The organism is Azospirillum sp. BE72 (assembly GCF_031455875.1).
Lineage (GTDB): Bacteria > Pseudomonadota > Alphaproteobacteria > Azospirillales > Azospirillaceae > Azospirillum.
The window spans coordinates 181617-205512 of sequence record NZ_JAVDTO010000009.1 but is presented as its reverse complement, the minus strand read 5'-3'; the positions used below and the strand labels follow the sequence as shown (position 1 = coordinate 205512).

At 68.6% G+C, this 23896-nt stretch carries 21 protein-coding genes; 10 read left to right on the top strand and 11 right to left on the bottom strand.

Features of this window, described 5'->3' with window-relative positions:
• Positions 1 to 8 precede the first annotated feature (8 nt).
• The 6 genes from J2Y49_RS21220 (at position 9) to fdhF (ending at position 9936) form a co-directional block, all read left to right on the top strand.
• Positions 9 to 1136 carry a class 1 fructose-bisphosphatase gene (locus tag J2Y49_RS21220; protein WP_310116935.1) on the top strand — a complete coding sequence of 376 codons (1128 nt, stop codon included), beginning with the start codon at positions 9 to 11 and terminating at the stop codon, positions 1134 to 1136.
• Positions 1137 to 1150: 14 nt separating this feature from the next.
• A complete protein-coding gene (locus tag J2Y49_RS21215) occupies positions 1151 to 2026 on the top strand; it encodes a phosphoribulokinase (protein ID WP_310116934.1) in 876 nt (291 codons plus the stop codon).
• Between the two features lie 54 nt (positions 2027 to 2080).
• Positions 2081 to 4135, top strand: coding sequence for a transketolase (gene tkt / locus J2Y49_RS21210; protein ID WP_310116933.1), 2055 nt, complete (start codon positions 2081 to 2083; stop codon positions 4133 to 4135).
• Positions 4136 to 4152: 17 nt separating this feature from the next.
• Positions 4153 to 5190 carry a class II fructose-bisphosphate aldolase gene (gene fba, locus J2Y49_RS21205; protein ID WP_310116932.1) on the top strand — a complete coding sequence of 346 codons (1038 nt, stop codon included), beginning with the start codon at positions 4153 to 4155 and terminating at the stop codon, positions 5188 to 5190.
• Positions 5191 to 5366: 176 nt separating this feature from the next.
• On the top strand, positions 5367 to 7154 hold the full coding sequence (locus tag J2Y49_RS21200; RefSeq protein WP_310116930.1) for an NAD(P)H-dependent oxidoreductase subunit E: 1788 nt from the start codon (positions 5367 to 5369) through the stop codon (positions 7152 to 7154).
• Positions 7155 to 7164: 10 nt separating this feature from the next.
• Positions 7165 to 9936 (top strand): formate dehydrogenase subunit alpha, encoded by a 2772-nt coding sequence (gene fdhF, locus J2Y49_RS21195; protein ID WP_310116928.1) that lies wholly within the window; start codon positions 7165 to 7167, stop codon positions 9934 to 9936.
• On the opposite strand, the gene J2Y49_RS21190 is transcribed toward fdhF, so the two are convergent.
• From J2Y49_RS21190 to J2Y49_RS21165, 6 genes are read right to left on the bottom strand one after another with little or no spacing between them, the layout of a single operon-like run.
• Complete coding sequence (locus tag J2Y49_RS21190) at positions 9896 to 10633, bottom strand: (5-formylfuran-3-yl)methyl phosphate synthase (protein ID WP_310116927.1); 738 nt, start codon at positions 10631 to 10633, stop codon at positions 9896 to 9898. The two genes, fdhF and J2Y49_RS21190, sit on opposite strands and share 41 nt — an antisense overlap.
• Positions 10630 to 11214 (bottom strand): DUF447 domain-containing protein, encoded by a 585-nt coding sequence (locus J2Y49_RS21185; protein ID WP_310116926.1) that lies wholly within the window; start codon positions 11212 to 11214, stop codon positions 10630 to 10632. Before J2Y49_RS21185 ends, J2Y49_RS21190 begins: the two co-directional genes overlap by 4 nt.
• Before the next feature lie 3 nt (positions 11215 to 11217).
• Complete coding sequence (locus J2Y49_RS21180) at positions 11218 to 12603, bottom strand: DUF6513 domain-containing protein (protein ID WP_310116925.1); 1386 nt, start codon at positions 12601 to 12603, stop codon at positions 11218 to 11220.
• Complete coding sequence (locus tag J2Y49_RS21175) at positions 12579 to 13241, bottom strand: aspartate/glutamate/uridylate kinase (RefSeq protein WP_310116924.1); 663 nt, start codon at positions 13239 to 13241, stop codon at positions 12579 to 12581. The genes J2Y49_RS21180 and J2Y49_RS21175 overlap by 25 nt, the downstream gene beginning before the upstream one ends.
• Positions 13238 to 13678: a dihydroneopterin aldolase gene (locus J2Y49_RS21170; protein ID WP_310116923.1), complete on the bottom strand. Its 441-nt coding sequence runs from the start codon at positions 13676 to 13678 to the stop codon at positions 13238 to 13240. Before J2Y49_RS21170 ends, J2Y49_RS21175 begins: the two co-directional genes overlap by 4 nt.
• Before the next feature lie 57 nt (positions 13679 to 13735).
• Complete coding sequence (locus tag J2Y49_RS21165) at positions 13736 to 14224, bottom strand: DUF3280 domain-containing protein (protein WP_310116922.1); 489 nt, start codon at positions 14222 to 14224, stop codon at positions 13736 to 13738.
• Positions 14225 to 14323: 99 nt separating this feature from the next.
• Between J2Y49_RS21165 and J2Y49_RS21160 the strand changes: the two genes are divergently transcribed.
• A complete protein-coding gene (locus tag J2Y49_RS21160) occupies positions 14324 to 14962 on the top strand; it encodes a hypothetical protein (RefSeq protein WP_310116921.1) in 639 nt (212 codons plus the stop codon).
• Between the two features lie 9 nt (positions 14963 to 14971).
• On the opposite strand, the gene J2Y49_RS21155 is transcribed toward J2Y49_RS21160, so the two are convergent.
• The 5 genes from J2Y49_RS21155 to J2Y49_RS21135 form a co-directional block, all read right to left on the bottom strand.
• Positions 14972 to 16306 carry a quinoprotein dehydrogenase-associated putative ABC transporter substrate-binding protein gene (locus J2Y49_RS21155; RefSeq protein WP_310116920.1) on the bottom strand — a complete coding sequence of 445 codons (1335 nt, stop codon included), beginning with the start codon at positions 16304 to 16306 and terminating at the stop codon, positions 14972 to 14974.
• Between the two features lie 7 nt (positions 16307 to 16313).
• Positions 16314 to 16865 carry a c-type cytochrome gene (locus J2Y49_RS21150; RefSeq protein ID WP_310116919.1) on the bottom strand — a complete coding sequence of 184 codons (552 nt, stop codon included), beginning with the start codon at positions 16863 to 16865 and terminating at the stop codon, positions 16314 to 16316.
• A gap of 102 nt (positions 16866 to 16967) precedes the next feature.
• Positions 16968 to 18794, bottom strand: a complete 1827-nt coding sequence (locus J2Y49_RS21145; RefSeq protein WP_310116918.1) for a methanol/ethanol family PQQ-dependent dehydrogenase — start codon at positions 18792 to 18794, stop codon at positions 16968 to 16970.
• Between the two features lie 409 nt (positions 18795 to 19203).
• A complete protein-coding gene (locus J2Y49_RS21140; protein ID WP_310116917.1) occupies positions 19204 to 20019 on the bottom strand; it encodes an ABC transporter permease in 816 nt (271 codons plus the stop codon).
• Entirely contained in the window at positions 20016 to 20819 is an 804-nt protein-coding gene (locus J2Y49_RS21135; RefSeq protein ID WP_310116916.1) for an ABC transporter ATP-binding protein, read from the bottom strand. Before J2Y49_RS21135 ends, J2Y49_RS21140 begins: the two co-directional genes overlap by 4 nt.
• 165 nt (positions 20820 to 20984) lie before the next feature.
• Here J2Y49_RS21135 and J2Y49_RS21130 point away from each other — a divergent pair, with 165 nt between their 5' ends.
• Genes J2Y49_RS21130 through J2Y49_RS21120 form a run of 3 tightly spaced genes read left to right on the top strand, consistent with a single transcriptional unit; the run spans position 20985 to position 23871 of the window.
• Positions 20985 to 22133, top strand: a complete 1149-nt coding sequence (locus J2Y49_RS21130; RefSeq protein ID WP_310116951.1) for an ATP-grasp domain-containing protein — start codon at positions 20985 to 20987, stop codon at positions 22131 to 22133.
• Entirely contained in the window at positions 22130 to 23038 is a 909-nt protein-coding gene (locus J2Y49_RS21125) for a RimK family alpha-L-glutamate ligase (protein ID WP_310116915.1), read from the top strand. Before J2Y49_RS21130 ends, J2Y49_RS21125 begins: the two co-directional genes overlap by 4 nt.
• A complete protein-coding gene (locus J2Y49_RS21120; RefSeq protein ID WP_310116914.1) occupies positions 23035 to 23871 on the top strand; it encodes a dihydrofolate reductase family protein in 837 nt (278 codons plus the stop codon). Before J2Y49_RS21125 ends, J2Y49_RS21120 begins: the two co-directional genes overlap by 4 nt.
• Positions 23872 to 23896 lie beyond the last annotated feature (25 nt).

Sequence of the window (23896 nt, the reverse complement as noted above, 5' to 3'; positions counted from 1 at the left end):
GGGAACCGATGCCGCACCGTCACACGACCTTCAGCAAATTCATCATCGAGGACCAGCGCCGACGCGGCGGGGCCGACACCGACCTGACCGCGCTGCTCAACGACGTGCAGACCGCGTGCAAGTTCATCGCCAGCGCCGCCGCCCGCGGGTCGCTGACGCCGTCCGCCGGCCAGCCCGCCACCGCCCATTTTGCGGCTCCGGCTCCCGAACCCGGCGTCAACGTCCATGGCGAGACGCAGAAGCCGCTGGACCTGATCGCCAACGAGATCATGCTGCGCACCTGCGAGTATGGCGGCAAGCTCTGCGGCATGGCGTCGGAGGAGATGGAGGAGCCCTACCGCATCCCCCGTGAATATCCGCGCGGCCGCTATCTGCTGGCCTTCGATCCGCTGGACGGCTCGTCCAACGTGGACGTCAACCTGACGGTCGGCACCATCTTCTCCATCCTCAAGGCGCCCGACGGGGTGGACGAGCCCGAGGTGGAGCATTTCCTGCAGCCCGGCACCCAGCAGGTGGCGGCGGGCTTCGCCCTCTACGGTCCCGCCGACATGATCATCGCCACCTTCGGCGAGGGCGTGCACGGCTTCACGCTGGACCGCGAGATCGGCGCCTACACCCTGACCCACCCCGACATGCGCATCCCCGACCATGTCTGCGAATTCGCCATCAACAGCTCCAACGCCCGCTTCTGGGAGCCGCCGGTGCGCCAATATGTCGAGGAATGCATCAAGGGCAGTTCCGGCCCGCGCGAGGCGGATTTCAACATGCGCTGGATCGCGTCGCTGGTGGCGGAGGTCTATCGCATCCTGATCCGCGGCGGCGTCTTCCTCTATCCGCGCGACGCCCGCCCCACCCACAAGCCGGGACGGCTGCGCCTTCTCTACGAGGCCAATCCCATCGCCATGCTGGTGGAGCAGGCGGGCGGGGCGGCCAGCACCGGGCGGCAGCGCATCCTCGACATCAAGCCGATGGCCCTGCACCAGCGCGTGCCGGTGATCCTGGGATCGAAGGCGGAGGTGGAGCGGTTGGTCGCCTATCACGCCGCCTACGACCGGGGGGAGGAGCTGGCCTTCCACGCCCCGCTGTTCGGCAGCCGGTCGCTGTTCCTGCCGTCCGAAACCGCGGCACTCGGCTGAGGGAGGAACACACCATGTCGGCCCGTCATCCGATCATCGTCGTCACCGGCTCATCCGGCGCCGGGACTACCACCGTCACCCGCACCTTCCAGCAGATCTTCCGGCGCGAGGCCATCGCCGCCGCCATCGTCGAGGGTGACAGCTTCCACCGCTACGACCGCCGCGAAATGCGCGCCAAGGTCGCCGAGGCGCAGGAGGACCGCCATTCGACCTTCAGCCATTTCGGTCCCGACGCCAACCTGTTCGAGGAGTTGGACGACCTGTTCCGCAGCTATGGCGAGACCGGCGGCGGCCGCTCCCGCAAATACCTGCATGACGAGAAGGAGGCCGAACCATACGGCCAGGATCCCGGCACCTTCACGCCGTGGGAACAGATCGAGCCCGGCACAGACCTGCTGTTCTACGAGGGGCTGCACGGCTGCGTGCGCACCGACCGCGTCGATCTCGCCCGTCATGCCGACCTGAAGATCGGCGTGGTTCCCATCGTGAATCTCGAATGGATCCAGAAGATCCACCGCGACCGCAACATGCGCGGCTATTCGGAGGAGGCCATCGTCGACACCATCCTGCGGCGCATGCCCGATTACGTGAAATACATCTGCCCGCAGTTCAGCAGCACCGATGTGAATTTCCAGCGCGTGCCGACGGTGGACACCAGCAATCCCTTCATCGCCCGCGACATCCCGACCTCGGACGAAAGCATGCTGGTCATCCGCTTCACCCGGCCGAAGGGCATCGATTTCCCCTATCTGCTGTCGATGCTGAAGGACAGTTTCATGACCCGGCCCAACACCATCGTCTGTCCGGGGGACAAGATGGCGCTGGCCATGCAGCTGATCTTCACGCCGATGATCTGGCAACTGGTCGACCGCAAGAAGAAGGCGTTCTGAGGGGGCGCCCCTCCTGCCGCCGCAAGAACACCCACCAGGGGAAGGACACCAACCATGAACGCGTCGATGACCGCGGCCGTCGAGGTCCGCGAACAGGACCGGCTTGCCTTGCCGCCTGCCGATACTCCCGACCGTGGTTCCGGACGCCGCCTGCTGGCGAACGCCTTGCGCGTGCTCGCCATCGATGCGGTGGAAGCCGCGAACTCCGGTCATCCCGGCATGCCGATGGGAATGGCCGACATCGCCGAGGCTCTGTGGCGGCGCCATCTGCGCCACAATCCGGCCGACCCGCGCTGGCCCGACCGCGACCGCTTCGTGCTGTCGAACGGGCACGGCTCCATGCTGCTCTACGCGCTGCTGCATCTGACCGGCTACGATCTGCCGATGGAGGAACTGCGGCGCTTCCGGCAGCTCGGCTCGCGCACGCCGGGGCATCCCGAGTATGGCCTCACGCCGGGGGTGGAGACGACCACAGGGCCGCTGGGGCAGGGCCTTGCCAACGCCGTCGGCATGGCGTTGGCCGAACGGCTGCTGGGGGCGGAGTTCAACCGGCCGGGGTACCGGATCGTCGATCACCGGACCTTCTGCTTCGTCGGCGACGGCTGCCTGATGGAGGGGATCAGCCACGAGGCCTGCTCGCTGGCCGGCACGCTGGGGCTGGAAAAGCTGGTGGTCTTCTATGACGACAACGGCATTTCCATCGACGGCCCCGTCACCGGCTGGTTCGCCGACGATACGCCGCAGCGGTTCGAAGCCTATGGCTGGCGGGTGATCCGCGAGACCGACGGGCACGACGCCCACGCGCTGGACACCGCCATCGACGATGCGCTGGCCCCCTGCGGCAAGCCGACTCTGGTCTGCTGCCGGACGGTGATCGGCCTTGGCTCCCCCAACCGGGCCGGCTCGGCGGACGTGCATGGCGCGCCGCTGGGCTCGGCCGAGGCCGCCGCGACCAGGGCCGCACTCGGATGGAGCTACCCACCCTTCGAGATGCCGGACGAGGTGCGCGCCGGCTGGGATGCGCGGCGGCGTGGTGCGGCGGTGCAGGCCGACTGGCAGTCCCGGTTCGACGCCTATGCCGACGCCCACCCGCAGGCCGCCGCCGAGTTCCTGCGGCGCATGCGCGGCGACCTGCCGCAGAGCTTCGCCGAGGCCGCCGATGCCTGGATCGCCGCCGTCGCACGGCAAGCCGAGCCGATGGCGACGCGCAAGGCCTCCCAGCAGGCAATCGGCGCGCTGGCGGAATTGCTGCCGGAACTGCTGGGCGGATCGGCCGATCTCACCGGTTCCAATCTCACCGACTGGCGGGGGAGCGGCGGGCGCCACCTGCATTACGGCGTGCGGGAATTCGCCATGGCCGCGGTGATGAACGGCCTCGCCCTGCATGGCGGCTTTCTGCCCTTCGGCGGAACCTTCCTGGCATTCTCCGACTACTCCCGCAATGGCCTGCGCCTGTCGGCTCTGATGGGGCTGCGCGTCGTCCATGTCTTCACCCATGACGGCATCGGCCTGGGCGAGGACGGTCCCACCCACCAGCCGGTGGAGCATGCCGCCAGCCTGCGGCTGATGCCGAACCTCGACGTCTGGCGCCCCTGCGATGCCCTGGAGACCGCCGTCGCCTGGCGCGCCGCGGTGGAGCGGGCGGATGGACCGAGCGCACTGCTGCTGTCGCGCCAGACCCTGCCGGCCCAGACAGGTGAGGACCGCGCCCGTGATGCCGCCCGCGGCGGTTATGTGCTGGCCGACGATGAGGATCTCGACGTGGTGCTGATCGCCACCGGGTCGGAGGTTGCCATCGCCATGGAGGCGCGGCGGCTGCTCGCCGGCCGGGGCGTCGCCGCCCGCGTCGTCTCCATGCCCTGCTGCGAGGTCTTCGACCGCCAGGATCCGGATTGGCGCCGTGCCGTGCTGCCGGCCGGCGTTCCCCGGCTGGCGGTGGAGGCCGGGGCGACCGGGCTGTGGCGCGCCCATGTCGGGCTGGACGGCGACGTGGTCGGCCTCGACCGCTACGGCGAATCCGCCCCCGCAGCCGACCTCTACCGCCATTTCGGCATCAACGCGGAGGCGGTGGCGGAACGCGCCCAACGCCTCTGCTCCCCCCAGAACTGAACCGGAGACCTCCCCCGATGGCCCTGATCTCCCTCCGACAGCTCCTCGACCATGCGGCCGACCATGGCTATGGCGTGCCGGCCTTCAACATCAACACCATGGAACAGATTCAGGCGATCATGCAGGCGGCGGACGATTGCGCCAGCCCGGTGATCCTGCAGGCGTCCGCCGGCGCGCGCAAATATGCCGGCGAGCCGTTCCTGCGCCACATGGTGCAGGCGGCGGTGGAGATGTGGCCGCACATTCCCGTCTGCCTGCACCAGGACCATGGCGCCAGCCCGGCCGTCTGCCAACAGGCCATCCGCTCCGGCTTCACCAGCGTGATGATGGACGGCTCGCTGCTGGACGACATGAAGACGCCGGCCGGCTACGACTACAACATCCGCGTCACCCGGCAGGTGGTGGAGCAGGCGCATGCCGTCGGCGTCTCGGTGGAGGGCGAGCTGGGCTGCCTCGGCTCGCTGGAGACCGGCCGGGCAGGGGAGGAGGACGGCTCCGGCGCCGCCGGCATCCTGTCGCACGACCAGTTGCTGACCGATCCGGAGCAGGCGGCGGATTTCGTGGCGCGGACGGGGGTGGATGCGCTCGCCATCGCCATTGGCACCAGCCACGGCGCCTACAAGTTCAGCCGCCGACCGGACGGCGAGGTGCTGGCCATCGGCCGCATCCGCGCGATCCACAACCGCATCCCCGACACCCATCTGGTGATGCACGGCTCCTCCAGCGTGCCGCAGGAGTGGCTGGAGATCATCCGCGCCCATGGCGGCAGCATCCGGGAGACCTACGGCGTCCCGGTGGAGGAAATCCGCGAGGGCATCCGCAACGGCGTGCGCAAGGTCAACATCGACACCGACATCCGCCTCGCCATGAGCGGCAGCCTGCGCCGTGCGATGATGACGCGGCCGGAGGAGTTCGACCCGCGCAAGTTCCTGGCCGAAGCCACCAAGGCCGCCCGCGCGCTCTGCCGCGAGCGGTTCGAGGCCTTCGGGTCGGCAGCGCAGGCGGAGCGGATCGCCCCGCTTCCGCTGGAACGCATGGCCGCCCGCGCCGCCTGATTCCCCAACAATCCCAACACCCCATCCGACATTCCCACCCAGCGGAAGGCGATGATGATTTAGGATGCTGACTTTCAGCAAAGGATGCGTTACCGTGGCATCTGGTATACGAGACACCAGGAACTCGGATCGCGACACCCAGAAGCGCGGACCATCCAGCAGAGGCCAGAAACGCCGTGACCGCATTCCCTCCGATCATCAGCGCAAAGCCGCCGGGCGGCGTTCCTGCCCGCAGTATCCATCCCGGCTCCGGCCGCCGCAAGACGCGCGACCAGCAGAAGGGCCGCCAAGTCGACCCCGTCAGCCTTGAGGAGGTTCGGGCGCTTCTCGGCGACCGCTCCCGTCAGGCGGACCTGCTGATCGAGCATCTCCACCTGTTTCAGGACCATTACGGCTGCCTGCATGCCCGCCACCTCGCCGCTCTGGCGAAGGAGATGAAGCTGGCACTGGTCGAGGTGTTCGAGGTCGCGTCCTTCTACGCCCATTTCGACATCGTGATGGACGGGGAGCCGGCGCCGCCGAAGCTGACCATCCGCGTCTGCGATTCGCTGAGTTGCGCGCTCGCCGGGGCGGAGCAGCTGCACGAGGCGCTGAAGGCCGGCGTCGACGAGCGCGAGGTCCGCATCCTGCGCGCCCCCTGCATGGGCGGCTGCAACAACGCGCCCGTCGTGGCGATCGGCCATGCCCCGCACGAGAACGCGACCGTCGAGAGCGTGCTCGACGCCGTGGCCCACGGCCATGTCCACCCGGACATCCCCGACTATCTCGGCTTCGACGAGTATATCCGCGGCGGCGGATACAAGATGCTGGCCGAATGCCTGGACGGCGCGCGCGACGTCGATCAGGTGCTGAAGATGCTGGAGGATTCCAGCATCCGCGGCCTCGGCGGCGCAGGCTTCCCCACCGGCCTGAAATGGCGCTATGTCCGGGCGGAGCCGGGGCCGCGCATGATGGCGATCAACGGCGACGAGGGCGAGCCCGGCACCTTCAAGGACCGCTTCCATCTGGAGCGTGACCCGCACCGCTTCCTGGAGGGGATGCTGATCGGCGCCTGGACGGCCGAGGCGACCGACGTCTACATCTATCTGCGCGACGAATACCCGCAATGCCGGGAAATCCTGCTGCGCGAAATCCCCAAGGTCGAAGCCGCCGGCTTGGCCCGCCACACCCGCATCCATCTGCGCCGCGGCGCCGGCGCCTACATCTGCGGCGAAGAGTCGGCGATGCTGGAAAGCATCGAGGGCAAGCGCGGCCTGCCGCGCCACAAGCCGCCCTTCCCGTCGGTCGTCGGCCTGTTCGGCCGCCCGACCCTGATCAACAACATCGAGACGGTGTTCTGGGTCCGCGAGATCCTGGAGAAAGGAGGGGCGTGGTTCTCCAGCCACGGCATGAACGGGCGCAAGGGGCTGCGCACCTTCTCGGTCTCCGGCCGGGTGAAGGAGCCGGGGGTCAAGCTGGCCCCGGCCGGCATCACCCTGCAGGAACTGGTGGACCAGTATTGCGGCGGCATGGCCGACGGCCACACGCTGAAAGGCTATCTGCCCGGCGGCCCGTCCGGCGGTATCCTGCCGGCGTCGATGGCGAACATCCCGCTCGATTTCGGCACGCTGGAGCCGCACGGCTCCTTCATCGGCTCGGCCGCCGTGGTCGTGCTGTCCGACAAGGACAACATGCGCGACGTGGCGCTCAACCTGCTGAAATTCTTCGAGGATGAGAGTTGCGGCCAATGCACCCCCTGCCGGGTCGGCACCGAGAAGGCCGTGCGCCTGATCAGCGAACCCGAGTGGGACGAGGAGTTGCTGACCGCGCTCGCCACCGTGATGGGCGATGCGTCGATCTGCGGCCTCGGTCAGGCGGCGATGAACCCGATCAAGCTCGTGATGAAGCACTTCCGCGAAGACTTCGTGTCGCGCCAGGGTACGGCGCAGACCGTGGCCCCGGACGCAACCGGATCGCAGGGGTAAGGAGACCGACATGTCAAACGGCATCACTTTCACCCTGGACGGCACCGAGGTCGAGGCACGCAACGGCGAGACGATCTGGCAGGTCGCCACCCGGATCGGCACCGAGATCCCGCATCTCTGCCACCGGCCGGAACCGGGATACCGCCCCGACGGCAACTGCCGCGCCTGCATGGTGGAGATCGAGGGGGAGCGCGTGCTCGCCGCCTCCTGCATCCGCAAGCCCAAGCCCGGCATGACCGTGCGCACCGCGTCGGAGCGGGCCAAGGCGTCGCGCAAGCTGGTCTTCGAACTGCTGCTGGCCGACCAGCCGGAGCGGGAGACCGCGCACGACCCCAACTCCACCTTCTGGAACTGGGCGGACAAGGTCGAGATCGCCGGCAGCCGCTTCCCCACCGTGGACCGGCCGAACAAGACCGACGACATGTCGCACCCGGCGATGGCGGTCCAGCTCGACGCCTGCATCCACTGCAACCTGTGCGTCCGCGCCTGCCGCGAGGTCCAGGTCAACGACGTCATCGGCATGGCGGCACGCGGGCATCTGGAAAAGATCGTCTTCGATTTCGACGACCCGATGGGCCAATCCACCTGCGTCGCCTGCGGCGAGTGCGTGCAGGCCTGCCCGACCGGCGCGCTGATGCCGGCGACCATGGTCGACGAGAAGGGCGTCTATACCAACGCGCCCGACCGCGAAGTGGACTCCGTCTGCCCCTATTGCGGCGTCGGCTGCCAGCTGACCTACAAGATCAAGGACAACAAGATCGTCGCCGTCGATGGCAAGGATGGCCCGTCGAACCAGAACCGGCTCTGCGTGAAGGGCCGCTTCGGCTTCGATTACGCCCATCACGGCGACCGGCTGACCGTGCCGCTGATCCGCAAGGAGGGCGTGTCCAAGCACGACGTCGACATCGACCCGATGAACCCCTTCACCCATTTCCGTGAAGCGACCTGGGAAGAGGCTTTGGCGGTTGCGGCCGGGGGCCTGCGCAAGATCCGCGACGAGCGCGGCGGCAACGCGCTGGCCGGCTTCGGGTCGGCCAAGGGCTCCAACGAAGAGGCGTATCTGTTCCAGAAGCTGGTGCGCACCGGCTTCGGCACCAACAACGTCGACCATTGCACGCGGCTCTGCCATGCCTCGTCGGTGGCGGCGCTGATCGAGGGCGTCGGGTCGGGGGCGGTGTCGGCACCCTTCATGGCGGCGGAGGATGCCGAAGTCATCGTCATCATCGGCGCCAACCCGACGGAAAACCACCCCGTCGCCGCGACCTTCTTCAAGAACGCGGCGGAGCGCGGGGCGAAGCTGATCGTCATGGATCCGCGCGGGCTAGCCATGGCGCGCCATGCCACGCACATGCTGCAGTTCACGCCCGGCCGCGACGTGTCGATGCTGAACGCCATCCTCCATACCATCATCGCGGAGGGGCTGTACGACCGCCAGTATGTCCAGGCCAACACCGAGGATTTCGAGGCGCTTGCCGAGACGGTCAAGGATTACCCGCCGGAGGAGATGGAGAAGGTCTGCGGCATCCCCGCCGCCACGTTGCGCACGGTGGCGCGTCTGTTCGCCCGGGCCAAGTCGTCCATCATCTTCTGGGGCATGGGCGTGTCGCAGCACATCCACGGCACCGACAACAGCCGCTGCCTGATCGCGCTGTCGCTGGTCACCGGCCAGATCGGCCGTCCCGGCACCGGCCTGCACCCGCTGCGCGGCCAGAACAACGTCCAGGGCGCGTCCGACGCCGGCCTGATCCCGATGTTCTACCCCGACTACAAGTCGGTCGAGGATCCCGAGGTCCAGTCCTTCTACGAGAATTATTGGGGCACCAAGCTGGACGGCAAGCGTGGCCTGACGGTGGTCGAGATCATGGACGCCGTCCATGACGGCCGGATCAGGGGCCTCTATATCGAGGGCGAGAATCCGGCGATGTCCGATCCGGACGTGACCCACGCCCGCGAGGCGCTGGCCATGCTCGACCATCTGGTGGTGCAGGACATCTTCCTGACCGAGACGGCGAAATACGCCGACGTGGTGCTGCCGGCCTCGGCCTGGCCGGAGAAGGACGGCACCGTCATCAACACCAACCGGCAGGTCCAGATGGGCCGCGCGGCGGTGCCGATGCCGGGCGAGGCGCGCCAGGATCTGTGGATCATTCAGGACATGGCGCGTGGGCTCGGTCTGAACTGGAACTACACCCATGTGTCGGAGGTGTTCGCGGAGATGGTCGGCGCCATGCCGTCGCTCGCCAACATCACCTGGGAGCGGGTGGAGCGCGAGGGCTCCGTCACCTATCCGGTCGACGGCCCGGACGAGCCCGGCCACGACATCGTCTTCGGCAACGGCTTTCCCACCAAGACTGGGCGCGGTCGCTTCGTGCCGGCGCGGCCGATCAACCCGGCGGAGACGCCGGATATCGACTACCCGCTGGTGCTCACCACCGGCCGCCAGTTGGAGCATTGGCACACCGGGTCGATGACCCGGCGGTCGAGCGTGCTCGATGCGGTGGAGCCGGAGGCGGTCGCCTATGTCTCCCCGCACGACCTGACCCGTGCCGGAATGAGGACCGGCGACTACATGCTGGTGTCGAGCCGGCGCGGCACCATCCGGCTGAAGGCCCGCATCGACGACCGCATGCCGGTCGGGCTGGTCTTCATCCCCTTCGCCTACGCGGAAGCGGCGGCGAATGTGCTGACCAACCCCCAGCTCGATCCCTTCGGCAAGATCCCGGAGTTCAAATACTGCGCGATCAAGATCGAGAGGGCGGAGATGGCCGAGGCGGCGGAGTAGTGCCAGGAAAACCGCTCATGGCGGCGGCGACCCGCGCCACCGCCTGCGGGTCGAGGCCCGCGGTCCGCTCCCCGCCGCAGAGCGCGCCGCGGAAACCGAGGTAATCGGGCGACAGGGCCGAGAGGGCCGGGATGTCTGCAACGCGCAGCGACCCGGCCAGCCCGGTCAGCAATCCGTGCGCCCGTGTGCAGCACACGAACGCGGATAGATTCTCATCGTGCCAGTGGTGGCGCAGCCCATGGCGCTTGCCGGCCGTGTCCAGCATCGCCCCGTGAAAGCCGGCGGATGCCAGCCGGTCGATGGGCAGGCAGCCGGGATCCGGCGGCCAAAGGTCGGCGAAGAGCACGGCGACCAGTTGCACCCCTTCCGCCGCCAGCGGAGCCAGCGCGTCGATGCAGCGGTCGGGCGCTCCATCCGGCGCAAAGCCGATCTTGACGAAATCCACGCCGGTCCCGGCGACCCGGCGCGCTGCCGGTTCCACCGCCTCGGGCCGCATCGGATGGTCGCCGATGGTGGCGCTCAGCCGCGGGCGTTCGGGCAGGGCCGCCAGGTCGCGCACCGTCGCGGCGATATCGTCCGCTGCCCATGCACCCAGTGCCCCGGCGGAGGGATCCTTCAGATCCAGGATGTCGGGGCCTGCCGGCAGGAGCAGGGGGATTTCCGCCGCGGTCGCGACGCTGGCCAGCCATCCGGTCATGACTCCTCCCCTGTGCGGTGGGCTGCGATGCGGTCCATCAGCCAGCCCCAGCCCTCCAACTCATGTGGGCCGGCGGTCTTGCCGATGGCGATGGAGAGGTATTCGACCTCCCGTTCAATCTTGTCGGCGGGCAGCATGTGCAGCCGGCTGACCAGGATGGCCGCCTCGATCACCGCCGCCTGCGCCCGGTTGTGGCCGCGAAAAGGGGCATGGGTCGCGGCATGGATGCTGCGGCAGTGGAAGCGCGGGCGGACCGGGTCGTCCTCCACCTCTACCACCACGATCTCCTCGTGCGACAGGCAGTCGGCCAGACGGGGGGCGTCGATCCGCTCCGCCGGAACCGTCGGCCAGTCGCGGCGGCGTCCACTGATGCAGCCGGCGAAGACCCGCACGTCGTCGGTGTGGTTGACGACGGCGCAACGGCGGGCGAGCAGGTTGTCGAGCGTCCGTGACGGCCGGAACGGAGCCAGGATGAAGCGCTCCCCGTCGCCGTTCCACTCCACCGTCACCCCCATCGGCGCCACATGGGGCTGTCCGTCGTCGCCGGTGGTGGTGATGATGGTCTCGCGGATCAGGGGCATGGGTCAGCCGCCTCGCTTGGTCGGGCCGATGGCGTGGAAGCCGGTCGGGTCGTCCTGCGGCTCGTCCGTCGCGACACCCCAGCGCAATTCGCTGTCCTGGGCGTAGCGCTTGCCGAGTTGCCACGCGATCTGCGCCCGCGCCAGTTCCACCCCCAGATAAAAGGCATGGCCGGTGTCGGTTCCCAGATCAAGTTTCGTGAACAGGTCGAACGGATCGGTGGCGCGGTGATGGCCGTCGCGGTTGTAGAGATGGATGCCCTCCGCGCTGACCTCCACCCGGTAATTGGGGTCGCGGATCTGCGCTGCGGTCTCGGCGACCTGTTGGGCATTGCGGACGAAGGGCCGGCGGTCGCGCAGGCAGAGCAGGCCGCTGCCGAAGCCGCGTGGCATGCTGTGCGCCGCGCGGGCGGCGAAGAACTGGCGCCGGGCGGCGTCGAATTCGCGGATGGCGCGGCGGCAATGCGGGCTGACCTGCACTGCCAGGACACTGCCGATCCGCAGTTCGGACACCACCCCCATCAGCACCGCGGTGATGCCGGAGGTGTCGGCGTCGGTCAGCTCGGTCACATTGCCGATGCCCATCAGGATTTCGGCTTCGGGCCAGCGCTCCCGCACCGTACGGTAGCGCAGCAGGGAGTCGGTGAAGCCATGGTGGATCGGCTCCAGGATCGGATCGACCAGGAAGCGCCGCCCACGGCGGGTCATGGCGTCGACGGCGCGTCCCAGGCTGTCGAGATCCGGCGGGGTGGTCGGGATCAGCACCGGCACCGCATCGCCCTCCTCGGCGAGGTGGACCGTTTCCTCCGTCAGGCTGAGCAGATAGTCGGCACCGGCCCTCGTGGCGCGGCGCAATTCGTCGGCATTCAGGGAATCGACGCTGACGGCAAAGCCGGCGTCTTGCAGTGCGCCGATCGCCTCCTCCAGATGCGGGAAAGGCGTGTCGGGCAGGCAGCCGAGGTCGATGACGTCGGCACCGTCGGCGCGAAGCTCCGCCGCCTTGGCGAGGATGGCGGCGGTGTCGCGCGAGGGCGCGTCCACGATCTCGGCGAAGATGCGGGTGTCGTGCCGGCTGAGGTCGAGGGGGCGGGCCTGACGTTGGAAGTACTGGGGCAGATCCTCCAACTCGTCGGGGCCGCGTTCGACCGTCGTGCCGAAATGGGCGGCGAGGGCGGCGAGATCGCCGCGGAACCGGCCCGGCAGCAGGATCAGGTCGGCGCCCCGCGCGGAGTCCAGCCGCCGCAGCACGATCTCGGTGGTGGCGAGCGCCGCGACCTTGACGCCGAGATTGACGATGGTCGCCTCGAAGGGCAGGGGGGCGAGCGAGTCCAGCACCTGACGCAAGCGGCTCTCAGCGAGGGAACCGGTCAGGAAAAGGATGTGCCGGGCCATGCCGCCTCCCGTTCCCGCTCCACCCACAGCCGGGTGCCGGCCGGCGGACCGCCACGCAAATCCGCCACGAACAGCGGCAGGTCGTCCCGGCCGACGCAGCGGACCTCCGCCGACAGCCGCTCCATGCGGCCGGGCAGGACCGGGTCGATCACGCCGGCCCGCGCCAGCGCCCGCGCATCCGCCGTTCCCGGCGGCAGCGGCGCCGATTTCACCAGCACCAGCCGCTCCGCTTCCAGCCGTTCGGCGAGCCATGCCGCCAACGTGTCGGAGGTGACGTCCCAGCTCTCCTCCACATCCGCGTCGGCCGACAGGGTCGCCGGCAGCCACACCGCCGTTCCGTGCGTGTCCGCCAGATCGGTCATGGTCCGTGCCGGCTGCAGTCGCGGCTCGAGGTCGAGCAGCGCCAGCCCATATTGTTCCATGCCCAGGATCGCCATCTGGTGCGCCGCGGACGCGCCATAGCCCAGCACCGGCTGCGCATCGCGGACCGCATCGGCGAAGGGACCGCCGCCGGGAACGATGACGATGCGCCGCGCCCGCTCCGCAGCCAGCGCGGCGAGCCAGGGGCGCAGGGCAGGGCCGTTCCACAGGCTGCCGCCCAGCTTGACGACCCAAGTGGTGGCCGAAATTCCGCTCATCGCGCTTGGTCCCGCGCGCCGGTCAGCACGACGCCGACGCCGGCCGACTGGGGGACGATCTCCAGCTTTTCCACCTGCACCCGTGCGAAGACTGCTTCCGGCGGCGACAGGCACAGCGCCAGCAGCTTTTCGGCCAGGACCTCCAGCAACTGGATGTGCGGACTCTGCTGGAAGGCCTCGACACCCTGGATCAAATATTCGTAGGAGACGACGGCGTCGAGATCGTCGACAAAGGGGCGGTTCGGCACCTCGACCGTGACGGTCAGGCTGACGCGCACGCGCTGGGTGCGGGTCTTCTCGTGGTCCCAGACGCCGATGCGGAACTCCCCGACATAGTCGCGCAGCACAAGGTCGTAGCGGCGCATGACGGCGCTGGCGGGCGGCGGCCGCAGGACGTTCATGATGGTGAGGTAGCCGCTCTGTGAATCGTCCGGCATCTTCTGGTTCCTCTTTGCCGCCTGTCCTTCTTGGAGCCGCCCGGCTCACCGCCCGGCTCATCGCTTGGCCGGTGCATGCTCCGCCAGCCGGTGTTCGACCAGCCAGGCGACGCCGCGCGACCAGGCGGCGGCATTGTCGCCGCGGATGTCGCCGCGGGCCGTCGTCACCGCGCGGCCGGTGCCGACATCCTCGACCGCCACGGCGATCCACAGGATCAGGCTGCTGATCTTGCGGACCGCGCCAAACACGACCAGATCGGCACCGGCGGCACGCGCGATGTCGGTCTCGCAGCCGTTGCAGGTCCGGATCTGCGTCCCCGGCGGCACCAGCCCTGCCGTGGTCGCGTCGTCGATCACGTCATACCCCTTGGCGTCCAACGCCCGGCGCAGCTCCGCGCTGACCCGTTTCAGACGCTCAGCATGCTCCGCCGACTGGGGTTCGCCGCTGCTGTCCTCAAGCTCCAGATCGAGAACCAGCGTCCGCGCCGACGCGGCTCCGGCGCCCGTGAAGCCCGGTGCCAGACCGAGGACGAGCCCTGCGATCATAGCGGCTCCGATCCTCCTCCCCGCATGATCCATCGGGCTTCCCCTTTTGCGCAGCGGTTCCGATTGCACCGGATCGTTGGTGTTGCCATCATTCTCGGCATGCATCGATCATCTCCCATCGCCGCTGCGGTGTTGGCCGCGGCACTGATCGCAGGACTGCCCGCCCTTGCGGCAGCCCAGCCGGCTTCTTCGGATCCGAAGAATCCCGACTGGCCCTGTCCGCAGGTTCTGGTCCCGGCCCTGTCGCCGGCTTCGGTCTGGGACGGTCCGTCGATCGACGGGCTGGGGGACGAGTGGCAGCGCGATTCCGCCATCGCCACCCTGGTGCGGCGCGCGGCGGACGACAGCATCGACCCCGCCCGCCTGGAACCGGAAGCGAACGCGCTGGCCGGCCCGGTGCAGAAGGGGGCGGAGCAGGAGCATGACCGGAAGCTCGCGCTGGTCTTCGCCGGGACCTTCCAGACGCTTGACCGCCAGCGCACCGCCGCCATCGCGTCCATCGAGCGCTATGCCCAGCATCAACGGGCCCTGCGCGAGCGTATCGCCGCCGCCCTGCGCGACCTCGATGCCGTGTCGGCCGACGCCGCCCGCGCGCAGGAGATCAAGGCCGCCATCGCCTGGGATCGCCGCATCCTCGACGACCGCCGCCGGGCGCAGACCGCGGTTTGCGAGCAGCCGGCCCGCATCGAACAGCGGCTCGGCCAGATCGCGCGCATGCTGTCGGCGCTTCTGTCCTGAGGGCGGCACTCAGTTCGCCACCTTGGGTTCGGGTTCGACCGTGACGAGGTCGCGGCCCGTGGCCGTCCAGCCGTCAGTGCCGGCCGGATACCATTTGACCGCCTGATACCCGAGCGCCACCGCCCGTTTGGCGGCATTCCAGCTCATCCAGCAATCCGGCTGGCAGAACACCACCAGCGGACGCTTGCGGTCGCCGGCAGTCAGCGCCTCCAGGCTGGTGCGGAAATAGGCCTCCTGATCGGCGGAAGGGGCGCCGTAGCCGACATTCGGCAGCCAATGGGCTCCCGGAAGGCTGCGATGCGGCGGTGGGACCCAGCGGCTTCCCGGCGCCAGCCCTTCGGGCTTCGGCGGGGTGGGCAGCACGTCGACCAGGACGGCGCCGGCCTTCGCCAACCGCTCGACCTCCTCCGCTCCCACCGTCTCGGCGCCGCGCAGGGCCGGTGGGGTGGGGGCGCGGTAGTCGGCCATGCGGTAGCCGTCCGGTTCCGGCACCCCTGCTCCAGTCGCCGCCGCCTTGGCCGACGCCGCGCGGATCGACCCGTCGGGATTGGCAAGTGGGACATGGTACTCGGCAAGGATGCGGTCGATGTCGCCCTGGCGGCGGACGATGAAGTCGTTCAGCCAGTGGCGCCAGTCCGGCTCGTCCGGGCGGATGCCCATGGAGATCATGTATTGGAAGGGTGAAGCGCCCGGCTCGTCCTTCAGCGGCACGACCGCCAGCGGCACGGACTGCCGGGCGGCGAAGAAGCCGGCGATGGGACCCCAGACGATGGCGGCGTCGGTGTGGGCCGCCGCGACATCCTCCACCGCCTGTTGGGCAGGGTGGTGGGCGCGCGTGTCGGTGTCGAGCTGGTAGGGTTCCAGGTTGGTCAGCCCGTGGCGCAGCATCACCGCGGACGGCGGCGTGCGGGCGACGACGCCGATGCGCGCCCCCTGCAGCGACGGATCGGCCAGCGTCGTGGCCGTGATCCCGGAATCCTTGCGGTAGACCAGCGCGTAGGTGGACCGGTAATAGGGGTTGGTGTTCTGCATCAGCTCTTCGCCGACCGCCGTCCCCATCACCAGATCGCATTGCCGGGTGCGCAGCGTGTTGCGGACGAAGCCGATGGTCTGCGGCCACCAGGTGAAGGCCAGCGGCACCTTCAGCTCGTCGGCGATCAGCTTGGCGATGCGGTTCTCGAACCCCTCCTGCCGGTCGTTGGAGAAGGGAAGCAGGTTGCCGTCGGCGCAGACGCGCAGAACCTCCGTCGGAATGCCTTCCGCAGCAAAGGCGGACCGGCCGGCGGGAGCCGCCGCACAGAGCACGGCGGCCAGCATCAAGGAAAGGGCGGGCCGGCGGATCATGCCGGACTCACGATGCCGACTTGATCCGTTCGGGCCGGCCGCGGCCGACCTTCTCGTCGGAGCGGGCCTTCAGATACCGGTAGATGTCGGCGAGATTCGACATCACGTTCGGATCGGTGCCGAAGGTGGGCATCACCCGGTCGCCGGTGGCCCCCATGTTGGTGCGGCCGTTGGTGACCACGTCGGTGAACTGCCAGTAGTCCATCCGCTTCAGCGAGTCGGTCAGGGCCGGGGCGAAGGACGATCCAAGCCCGTCCGGCCCGTGGCACACATGGCAGGACGAGGCATAGCGCCGATAGCCGTTGTAGGTTCCCTGGTCCACCTTGCCGTCCCGCACGGCGTAGAGCGGCACCCCTTCGTCGTCCACCAGTTCCTCGGGCTCGGCGATCTTCGCTTCCTGCGGTGCGCTTCCGCTCGACGGTGCCTGAGCCGTCTGGTTTTGTGTCGGCTGGTTTTGCCCCGGCTTCTGGGCGGTATCCTGCTGGCCGAACGCGCTGCCGAGGGCCACCGTCGCGGTGAACCCAACAGCGGCGCACAGCCCGATCAGGTATTTGGGCATCTCACTGTCTCTCCCCACTGCCTTTGTTCGTGTCTTGCCATCAGCTTGGAAAAAAGGGCTTGGCGCCGGCCCCTTTACCGGGGTGGCGCCAAGCCTTGGCCATTACTGGTTGTCCGGAAGCGCAAAGACGGTCAGCGTGCCGCCAAGCTGGGTGTATTCGCCCAGCGACTTGTGCGCGCCGACGGCGCCAAGGCCTTCCTGTTCGCCGGTCAGCCCGGCGGCCAGCCCGATGCCGGCCCAGCCGCCGACACCCGACAGCACGGCGATGTACTGCTTGCCCTTGTGCGTGTAGGTGTTGACGTTGCCGATGATGCCGGACGACGTCTTGAAGTTGTAGAGGTCCTTGCCGTCACGCAGGTCGAAGGCCTTCAGATAGCCTTCCAGCGTGCCGTAGAAGCCGATGCCCCCCTTGGTCGTCAGCGCACCGCTCCACACCGCGAAGCGTTCCGGCTTCGACCAGACGATCTTGCCGGCTGCCGGATCCCAGGCGATGAAGTTGCCCATGCCGCCGTGCGAGTTCGGGGCCGGATACATGCTGAGCGTCGCGCCGACATAGGGCTGGCCGGCCGAATACTCCACCTTGAACGGCTCGTAATCCATGCAGATGTGGTTCGTCGGCACATAGAGCAGGCCGCTGTCCGGCGAGTAGGAGGCCGGTTGCTGGTCCTTCGAACCCAGCGCCGCCGGGCAGACGCCGGTGGTGTTGGTGTCCTCGCCCTGGGCGAAGGTGCTGTACTTGTCGACGACCTTGGGCCGGCCGGTCGCCATGTCGATCTCGGTCGCCCAGTTGACAGTCGGATCGAACTTCTTCGCCACGAGAAGCTCGCCGGTGTTGCGGTCGAGCGTGTAGCCGAAGCCGTTGCGGTCCATGTTGACCAGGACCTTGCGCTGCTGACCGCCGATGTTGATGTCGGCCAGAATGTTCTCGTTCACGCCGTCATAGTCCCACTCGTCGAACGGCGTCTTCTGGAACACCCACTTCGCCTGTCCGGTATCGGCATCGCGGGCGAAGATGGTCATCGACCATTTATTGTCGCTCTTGGCCCGGTCCTTGTTGACGGCGCGCTGCGCCGGATTCCAGGTGCCGGGGTTGCCGGTGCCGTAATAGATCAGGTTGAGGTCGGGATCGTAGGTGTACCAGCCCCAGGTGGTGCCGCCGCCGATCTTCCACTGGTCGGCCGGCCAGGTCTTGATGCCGAGGTCGGGCTCGCCGATCGGCTTGCCCATCATCAGCGTCTTCTGCGGGTCGATCATCACGTCCTTGTCGGCACCGGTCGAATAGGCCCGCCACACCATCTTGCCGGTGTTGATGTCGTAGGCCGTCAGATGGCCGCGGACGCCGAACTCGCCACCGCTGATGCCGACATAGACCTTGTCCTTAACGACCAGAGGTGAGGCGGTCAGCGTCTCGCCCTTGCTGGCGTCGCCGTTCTTGGCCGACCACAGCACCTTGCCGGTCTGCGCATCAAGCGCCACCAGCGTGTTGTCGGCCTGACCCAGGAAGACCTTGTTGCCGGCCACCGCGACGCCGCGGGTGACGGTGTCGCAGCACATCACCGGGATGACGGACGAATCCTGCTTGGGTTCATACTTCCACTTGATGCGGCCGTTGTCGTTCAGGTCCAGCGCATAGACGATGTTGGGGAAGGGCGTCGATATGTACATCGTATCGCCGATCACCACAGGACCGCCCTCGTGCCCGCGCAGCACGCCGGTGGAGAACTGCCAGACCGGCCTGAGGTTCTTCACGTTCTCACGGGTGATCTGGTCGAGCGTGCTGTAGCGCTGGCCGGCATAATTGCCGAGCTGCATCGCCCAGTTGGCCGGATCCTTCTGATTTTTCAGGGTGTCTTCGTTGGCATAGGCGACCGTGGCGGTGGCCGCCTGGATCGCGGCGGTGACGAGCAGACAGCGCACAAAGGGGTTCATCTGTTTCCTCCCGTTTTTTTAGGGGTGGTCCGTGGTCCCAGGGACTGTGCGACGACAGGCGGCGGTGTCGGTGAAGCGGTCTTTTGAGAGGGCGGTCTCCCTCCATCGTTGGCGCATGATGTCGATCAGACGGCGTCGGCGGTGCATCCGCACCCAAAGTTCCGAATCACAATGCTTCCGGCATCCAGGCGTGCCGGTATCAAGTGCCGGAGCACGGCCCTTGGCGGGGTTCTAAACTGCCCCGCATTATGTTGGTGATGCTGACAATCAGTTTGATCAAATAAAGATAGGCTGTGAAGATTATTTTCCGCCGCCGTTCGAAAGTTTTTGAACGAAGCGAAATAGTGGGTAGGTAAAGCCGAAATAGGTAATCCGAGTGGCGGAGATGGTCGAGCTGGCGCTCGCGCGATCAGGCCTGTTCCGCCGGTCCGCCCCGTCTTGCCCAGAATCCGCGGCCGGGATCATAGGCCAGCACCGCAGCGCCGAGGAACAGCGCGAGGCAGCCGGCCACCCACAGCAGGGCGGTGACGTCGACTCGGAGATACAGGCTGAAGCGGATCAGCTCCACTGCCTGGGTGAAGGGGTTGTAGGCGGCGATCAGGTACAGGGTCGGGCTGCCTTCCCGGATGCGCCAGAGCGGGTAGAGGGCGGAGGAGGCGAAGAACATCGGGAAGATGACGAAGTTCATCACCCCGGCGAAATTCTCCAGCTGCTTGACGAAGGACGACAGGAGCAGGCCCAGCGCCCCCAGCATCAGGCCGCTCAGCACCAGCGCCGGCAGGACGGCGAGGTAGCCCAGCGGCGGCGGCTCCACCCCCCACAGCCATGCGATGCCGAGGAAGACATAGACCTGCGCGATCGACACCGCGACACCGGCCAGCAGCTTGGCGACCAGCAGGTACCAGCGGGGCAGCGGGCTGACCAGCAGCGTCCGCATGCTGCCCATCTCGCGGTCGTAGACCATCGACAGGGAGTTCTGCATGCCGTTGAACAGCTGGATCATCGCAACCAGGCCGGGGACGACATATTCGTCGTAAAGGATGTAGGTCTCGTAGGGCGGGATGATCGACACGCCCAGCACGGCGCGGAAGCCGACGGCGAAGATCGCCAGCCAGACCAGCGGTCGGACCAGCGCGGCGAAGAAGCGTTCGCGCTGGTGCAGGAAGCGCAGGCCCTCGCGCACGATGATGCTGCGCAGGCAGTACCAATAGGTGGCGGCGCTCATGGCCGGCGCTCCCCCGCCGTCAGGGTGGCGAAGGCGGCGGGCAGGGCGGCCGTGCCGGTGTCGGCACAGACCGCGCGGACGGTGCCGGAGGCGCGCAGGCGACCCTGGTGCAGCACGACGACGGAGTCCTCGTCCGCCGCCTCGTCCATCAGGTGGGTGGCCCACAGCACCGCCAGCCCCTCGTCGCGGCAGAGCGCGCGGACATGGGCAAGGATGTGGCGGCGCGAGTCCACGTCGAGCCCGACGGTCGGTTCGTCGAGAAGCAGCAGGCGCGGGCGGTGCAGCAGGGCGCGGGCGATCTCCACCCGGCGGCGCTGCCCGCCGGACAGGGCGCGCACCTTGTCGTCGGCGCGGTCGGACAGGCCGATGCGGGCCAATTCCTCGCGCGCGCGGGCTTCGCAGTCCGATGGCCGCATGCCGTGCAGGCCGCCATGGTAGCGCAGGTTCTGCCGTACCGTGAGGTCGAGGTCGAGCGTCGGCTGCTGGAACACCACGCCGATGCGCTCCAACGCTCGGGTCGGCTGGCGCCGCAGGTCGAAGCCGAAGATGCGGATGTCGCCGCTGCGGCTGGAATAGAGCCGGGTGATCAGCGAGAACAGCGTGGTCTTTCCCGCGCCGTTCAGCCCCAGCAACATGGTGAAGCCGGCCGGCGGCACGGTGAAGGATACATGATCCAGCGCCACGCGCTTGCCGAAGCTGTGGCTGAGGTCCTCCACAGCCAAGGCGGCCACAGCCCCGGCGGCGGATCTTTGAATGGCGGGAATCGACGGAGACTCCGGAAGAACCACGGCCTCGAACATCCTGTCTTCCCCAACTGTCCTTCCACGGGCCGCACCCCGTCTTCACCCGAATGGGCGCAGGAGTGGCGGCACGTGCCGTTGTTCGGAAGGGTGATTGCAAAGATGGCTTTGCCGCATGATTGTTGGGATTGCGGATGAATGTTCAAGGCGCTTTCGCGCCGGGACGTGAGCTTGACCCCGACCATACTCCCGAAGAGTGATGTCCTGGTGGTGGCGCTGTCGGCACGGGCCCTGGCGGCCAGCGCACGCCGCAGCGGCCTTGGCGTCACGGCCCTGGACCTGTTCGCCGACGCGGACACCGCGGCCATGGCCGACCGCTGTCTCGCCCTGCCGTCAAGGCGGGTGCGCCTTCCCGGCCTCGCGCTGCGGCGCGCCCTGGCGGCGCCCGATCTGCGCGGCGTGCCGCTGGTCTATGGGGCGGGGTTCGAGGACAGACCGGAACTGCTGGCGGCGCTCGAACGCGACCGGCCGGTCCTCGGCAATGCTGCGGGGACGGTGGCGAGGCTGAAGGACCCGTTTGCCTTCGCCGCTCTGCTCGCCCGCCTCGGCATTCCGCATCCGGAGATTGCCACCTCGCCGCCGGATGATGGCGTGGGATGGCTGGTGAAACGCGCCGGAGCCAGCGGCGGCGGCCACATCCGGCCGGCGGGTCGGCGGAGCCACCCATTGCCGGCCGGACATTACCTCCAGCGCCGCATGCCGGGGCGTCCGGTGTCCCTGCTGTTCCTGGCCGATGGCCGGCGCGTGCTGCCGGTTGGATTCAGCCGGCAATGGATGGCCCCGGCACCCCGCCAGCCCTTTCGCTATGGTGGTGCGGTCGGCCCGCTGCCGGTGGCGCCGATACATGAGGGGTTCGCGGCGGCCATGACCGCCGCCGTCTCGCGGATCGCCGCGGAGGTCGGGCTGGTCGGGCTCAACAGCGCCGATTTCCTGGCCGGACCGGGCGGCTGGTGCCTGCTGGAGATCAATCCGCGGCCGGGGGCGACGCTGGACCTGTTCGACCGTCCGCCGATGCCGGGCCTGCTGGGCCTGCACATGGCCGCCTGTGCCGGGGACCTGCCGAAGGCTCTGCCACCCTTGGCCGGCTGCCGCGCCGCCATGGTCGTCTATGCGCGGACGCCTGTTCTGCTGGACAGCCGCATGCGCTGGCCGGATTGGACCGCCGACCGTCCCTGCACGCCGGCCCACATCCCGGCGGGTGCGCCGCTCTGCACTGTCCTGGCAGATGCCGCCGACCCGGCGGAGGCCCGTCGCGTTGCCGGCCGGCGCGCGTGGGAGCTTTTCCGGCGGCATTCCCTGGCGGAGGCGGCATGAGCGGCATAGTCGCCCTGTTCACCGATGGTGCCGACTGGCACGCGGCAAGGCTGGAACAGGCGATGACGCGTCGCGGCGTCGAATGCCGCCGCGTGCCCCTGAGCGCCTGCGGTTTCGCCGTCGGGCGGACGGCGACGGGGCTGCTGCTGCCGGGTTTCGGCGATGCGCTGCCGGCGGGGGCCTTCGTGCGGGTGGTCGGGCAGGGCAGTTTCGAACAGGTGACGCTGCGGCTGGGGGTGCTGCATGCGCTCGACCGGCTGGGGGTGCCCGTCTACAACACTGCCCGCGCCATCGAGCGTTGCGTGGACAAGAGCACCACCAGCTTCCTGCTGGCCCAGGCCGGCCTGCCGACGCCGCCCTCCGTTACCGTGCAGGACGGCGCGACGGCGCGCGCGGTGGTGGAGGCTTGGCCCGACTGCGTGCTGAAGCCGTTGTTCGGCGCCCAGGGCCGCGGCCTGCGCCGCCTGCCGCGTCCGGACGACGTGCCGGAGCCCGAGGCGGTGGCCGGCGTCTATTACCTGCAGCCCTTCGTGCCGCCGCGCCGCGACGGCGAGTGGCGCGACTGCCGGGTCTTCGTGGTGGGAGGGCGCGCGGTGGCGGCGATGATCCGCCATGGCCGCAGTTGGATCACGAATGTCCATCAGGGGGGGCGCTGTGAAGCCCTGGTGCCGGAGGGCGCGGCGGCCGAACTGGCGGTGCGTGCCGCGGCGGCGGTCGGTGCCGACTATGCCGGGGTCGATCTGATTTCCGCCCCCCATGACGAAGGGCAGTGGCTGGTGCTGGAGGTGAACTCGATGCCTGCATGGCAGGGGCTACAGTCGGTCAGCGACGCCGACATCGCCGACGCGCTAGTGGCGGATTTTCTCGCCCGCGTCGAGGCCGCCGCATCGCGAGGGCCGCAATGACCGCCCGCATGCTGCGGCTGTACCCCGGCCCACCGGAGGAGATCGCACTCAGTGGCGCCTATCTTTCCCACCGCCTGCATGAGCGGGGGAGTGCCGGGAGCCCGTTCGTCTACGCCAGCTTCGTCGCCAGCCTGGACGGGCGCATCGCCCTGCGCGACCCCGCCACCGGGGACAGCCGGCTGCCCGCCGGGCTGGTCAGCGGCAACGACTTCCGGCTGTTCCTGGAACTCCAGGCGCAGGCGGACTGCTTCGTCACCCATGGCGGTTACCTGCGCGATCTCGCGGCCGGCCGGCTGGACAATGTGCTGCAGGTGGGGACGCAGGAGGCGACACGGGACCTCGCACGATGGCGCGCCGACAACGGCTTGGCGCTACAGCCGACCCTGGTCATCGCCAGCGCCAGCCTGGATTTCCCAATGCCGGACTCTCCGGCCCGCCATGGCCAGCGTGTCGTCATCGCCACCGGCGCCGCGGCGCCGGCCAAGCGCATCGCGCAGTGGCGTGCCGCCGGCCATGAGGTGCTGATTGTCGGGGCGGGAGCGTCAGTGGAGGGCGCGCCGCTGGCCGATGAACTTGGCCGGCAGGGGCTGCGCAGCATCTATCTGCTGACGGGGCCGCGGATGCTCGACACCATGCTGCGGGACCGCAGGCTTTCGCGTCTGTACCTGACCACTGCCCATCGCCTCCTCGGCGGCGAGAGCTTTCACAGCATGCTGGCCGGGCCGGAACTGGGCGATGCCGGCCGGCTGCGGCTCTGCGCGCTGCATTACGATGCCAGCGCGCCGGACGGCACCGGGCAATTCTTCGCCCATTTCGAGCCGCGGCCGGCCTGAGTGGCCGAAGTGAACGTTTCTTTTT

What these genes read in the sequence shown, in the direction of transcription:
- J2Y49_RS21155 (WP_310116920.1), bottom strand. Translation starts at nt 16,306, where the DNA reads ATGATCCGCCGGCCCGCCCTTTCCTTGATGCTGGCCGCCGTGCTCTGT.
- tkt (WP_310116933.1), top strand. Translation starts at nt 2,081, where the DNA reads ATGAACGCGTCGATGACCGCGGCCGTCGAGGTCCGCGAACAGGACCGG.
- J2Y49_RS21165 (WP_310116922.1), bottom strand. Translation starts at nt 14,224, where the DNA reads ATGATCGCAGGGCTCGTCCTCGGTCTGGCACCGGGCTTCACGGGCGCC.
- J2Y49_RS21135 (WP_310116916.1), bottom strand. Translation starts at nt 20,819, where the DNA reads ATGTTCGAGGCCGTGGTTCTTCCGGAGTCTCCGTCGATTCCCGCCATT.
- J2Y49_RS21145 (WP_310116918.1), bottom strand. Translation starts at nt 18,794, where the DNA reads ATGAACCCCTTTGTGCGCTGTCTGCTCGTCACCGCCGCGATCCAGGCG.
- J2Y49_RS21220 (WP_310116935.1), top strand. Translation starts at nt 9, where the DNA reads ATGCCGCACCGTCACACGACCTTCAGCAAATTCATCATCGAGGACCAG.
- J2Y49_RS21140 (WP_310116917.1), bottom strand. Translation starts at nt 20,019, where the DNA reads ATGAGCGCCGCCACCTATTGGTACTGCCTGCGCAGCATCATCGTGCGC.
- J2Y49_RS21175 (WP_310116924.1), bottom strand. Translation starts at nt 13,241, where the DNA reads ATGAGCGGAATTTCGGCCACCACTTGGGTCGTCAAGCTGGGCGGCAGC.
- J2Y49_RS21150 (WP_310116919.1), bottom strand. Translation starts at nt 16,865, where the DNA reads ATGCCCAAATACCTGATCGGGCTGTGCGCCGCTGTTGGGTTCACCGCG.
- J2Y49_RS21185 (WP_310116926.1), bottom strand. Translation starts at nt 11,214, where the DNA reads ATGCCCCTGATCCGCGAGACCATCATCACCACCACCGGCGACGACGGA.
- J2Y49_RS21215 (WP_310116934.1), top strand. Translation starts at nt 1,151, where the DNA reads ATGTCGGCCCGTCATCCGATCATCGTCGTCACCGGCTCATCCGGCGCC.
- J2Y49_RS21180 (WP_310116925.1), bottom strand. Translation starts at nt 12,603, where the DNA reads ATGGCCCGGCACATCCTTTTCCTGACCGGTTCCCTCGCTGAGAGCCGC.
- J2Y49_RS21125 (WP_310116915.1), top strand. Translation starts at nt 22,130, where the DNA reads ATGAGCGGCATAGTCGCCCTGTTCACCGATGGTGCCGACTGGCACGCG.
- J2Y49_RS21120 (WP_310116914.1), top strand. Translation starts at nt 23,035, where the DNA reads ATGACCGCCCGCATGCTGCGGCTGTACCCCGGCCCACCGGAGGAGATC.
- J2Y49_RS21190 (WP_310116927.1), bottom strand. Translation starts at nt 10,633, where the DNA reads ATGACCGGATGGCTGGCCAGCGTCGCGACCGCGGCGGAAATCCCCCTG.
- fba (WP_310116932.1), top strand. Translation starts at nt 4,153, where the DNA reads ATGGCCCTGATCTCCCTCCGACAGCTCCTCGACCATGCGGCCGACCAT.
- J2Y49_RS21160 (WP_310116921.1), top strand. Translation starts at nt 14,324, where the DNA reads ATGCATCGATCATCTCCCATCGCCGCTGCGGTGTTGGCCGCGGCACTG.
- J2Y49_RS21170 (WP_310116923.1), bottom strand. Translation starts at nt 13,678, where the DNA reads ATGCCGGACGATTCACAGAGCGGCTACCTCACCATCATGAACGTCCTG.
- fdhF (WP_310116928.1), top strand. Translation starts at nt 7,165, where the DNA reads ATGTCAAACGGCATCACTTTCACCCTGGACGGCACCGAGGTCGAGGCA.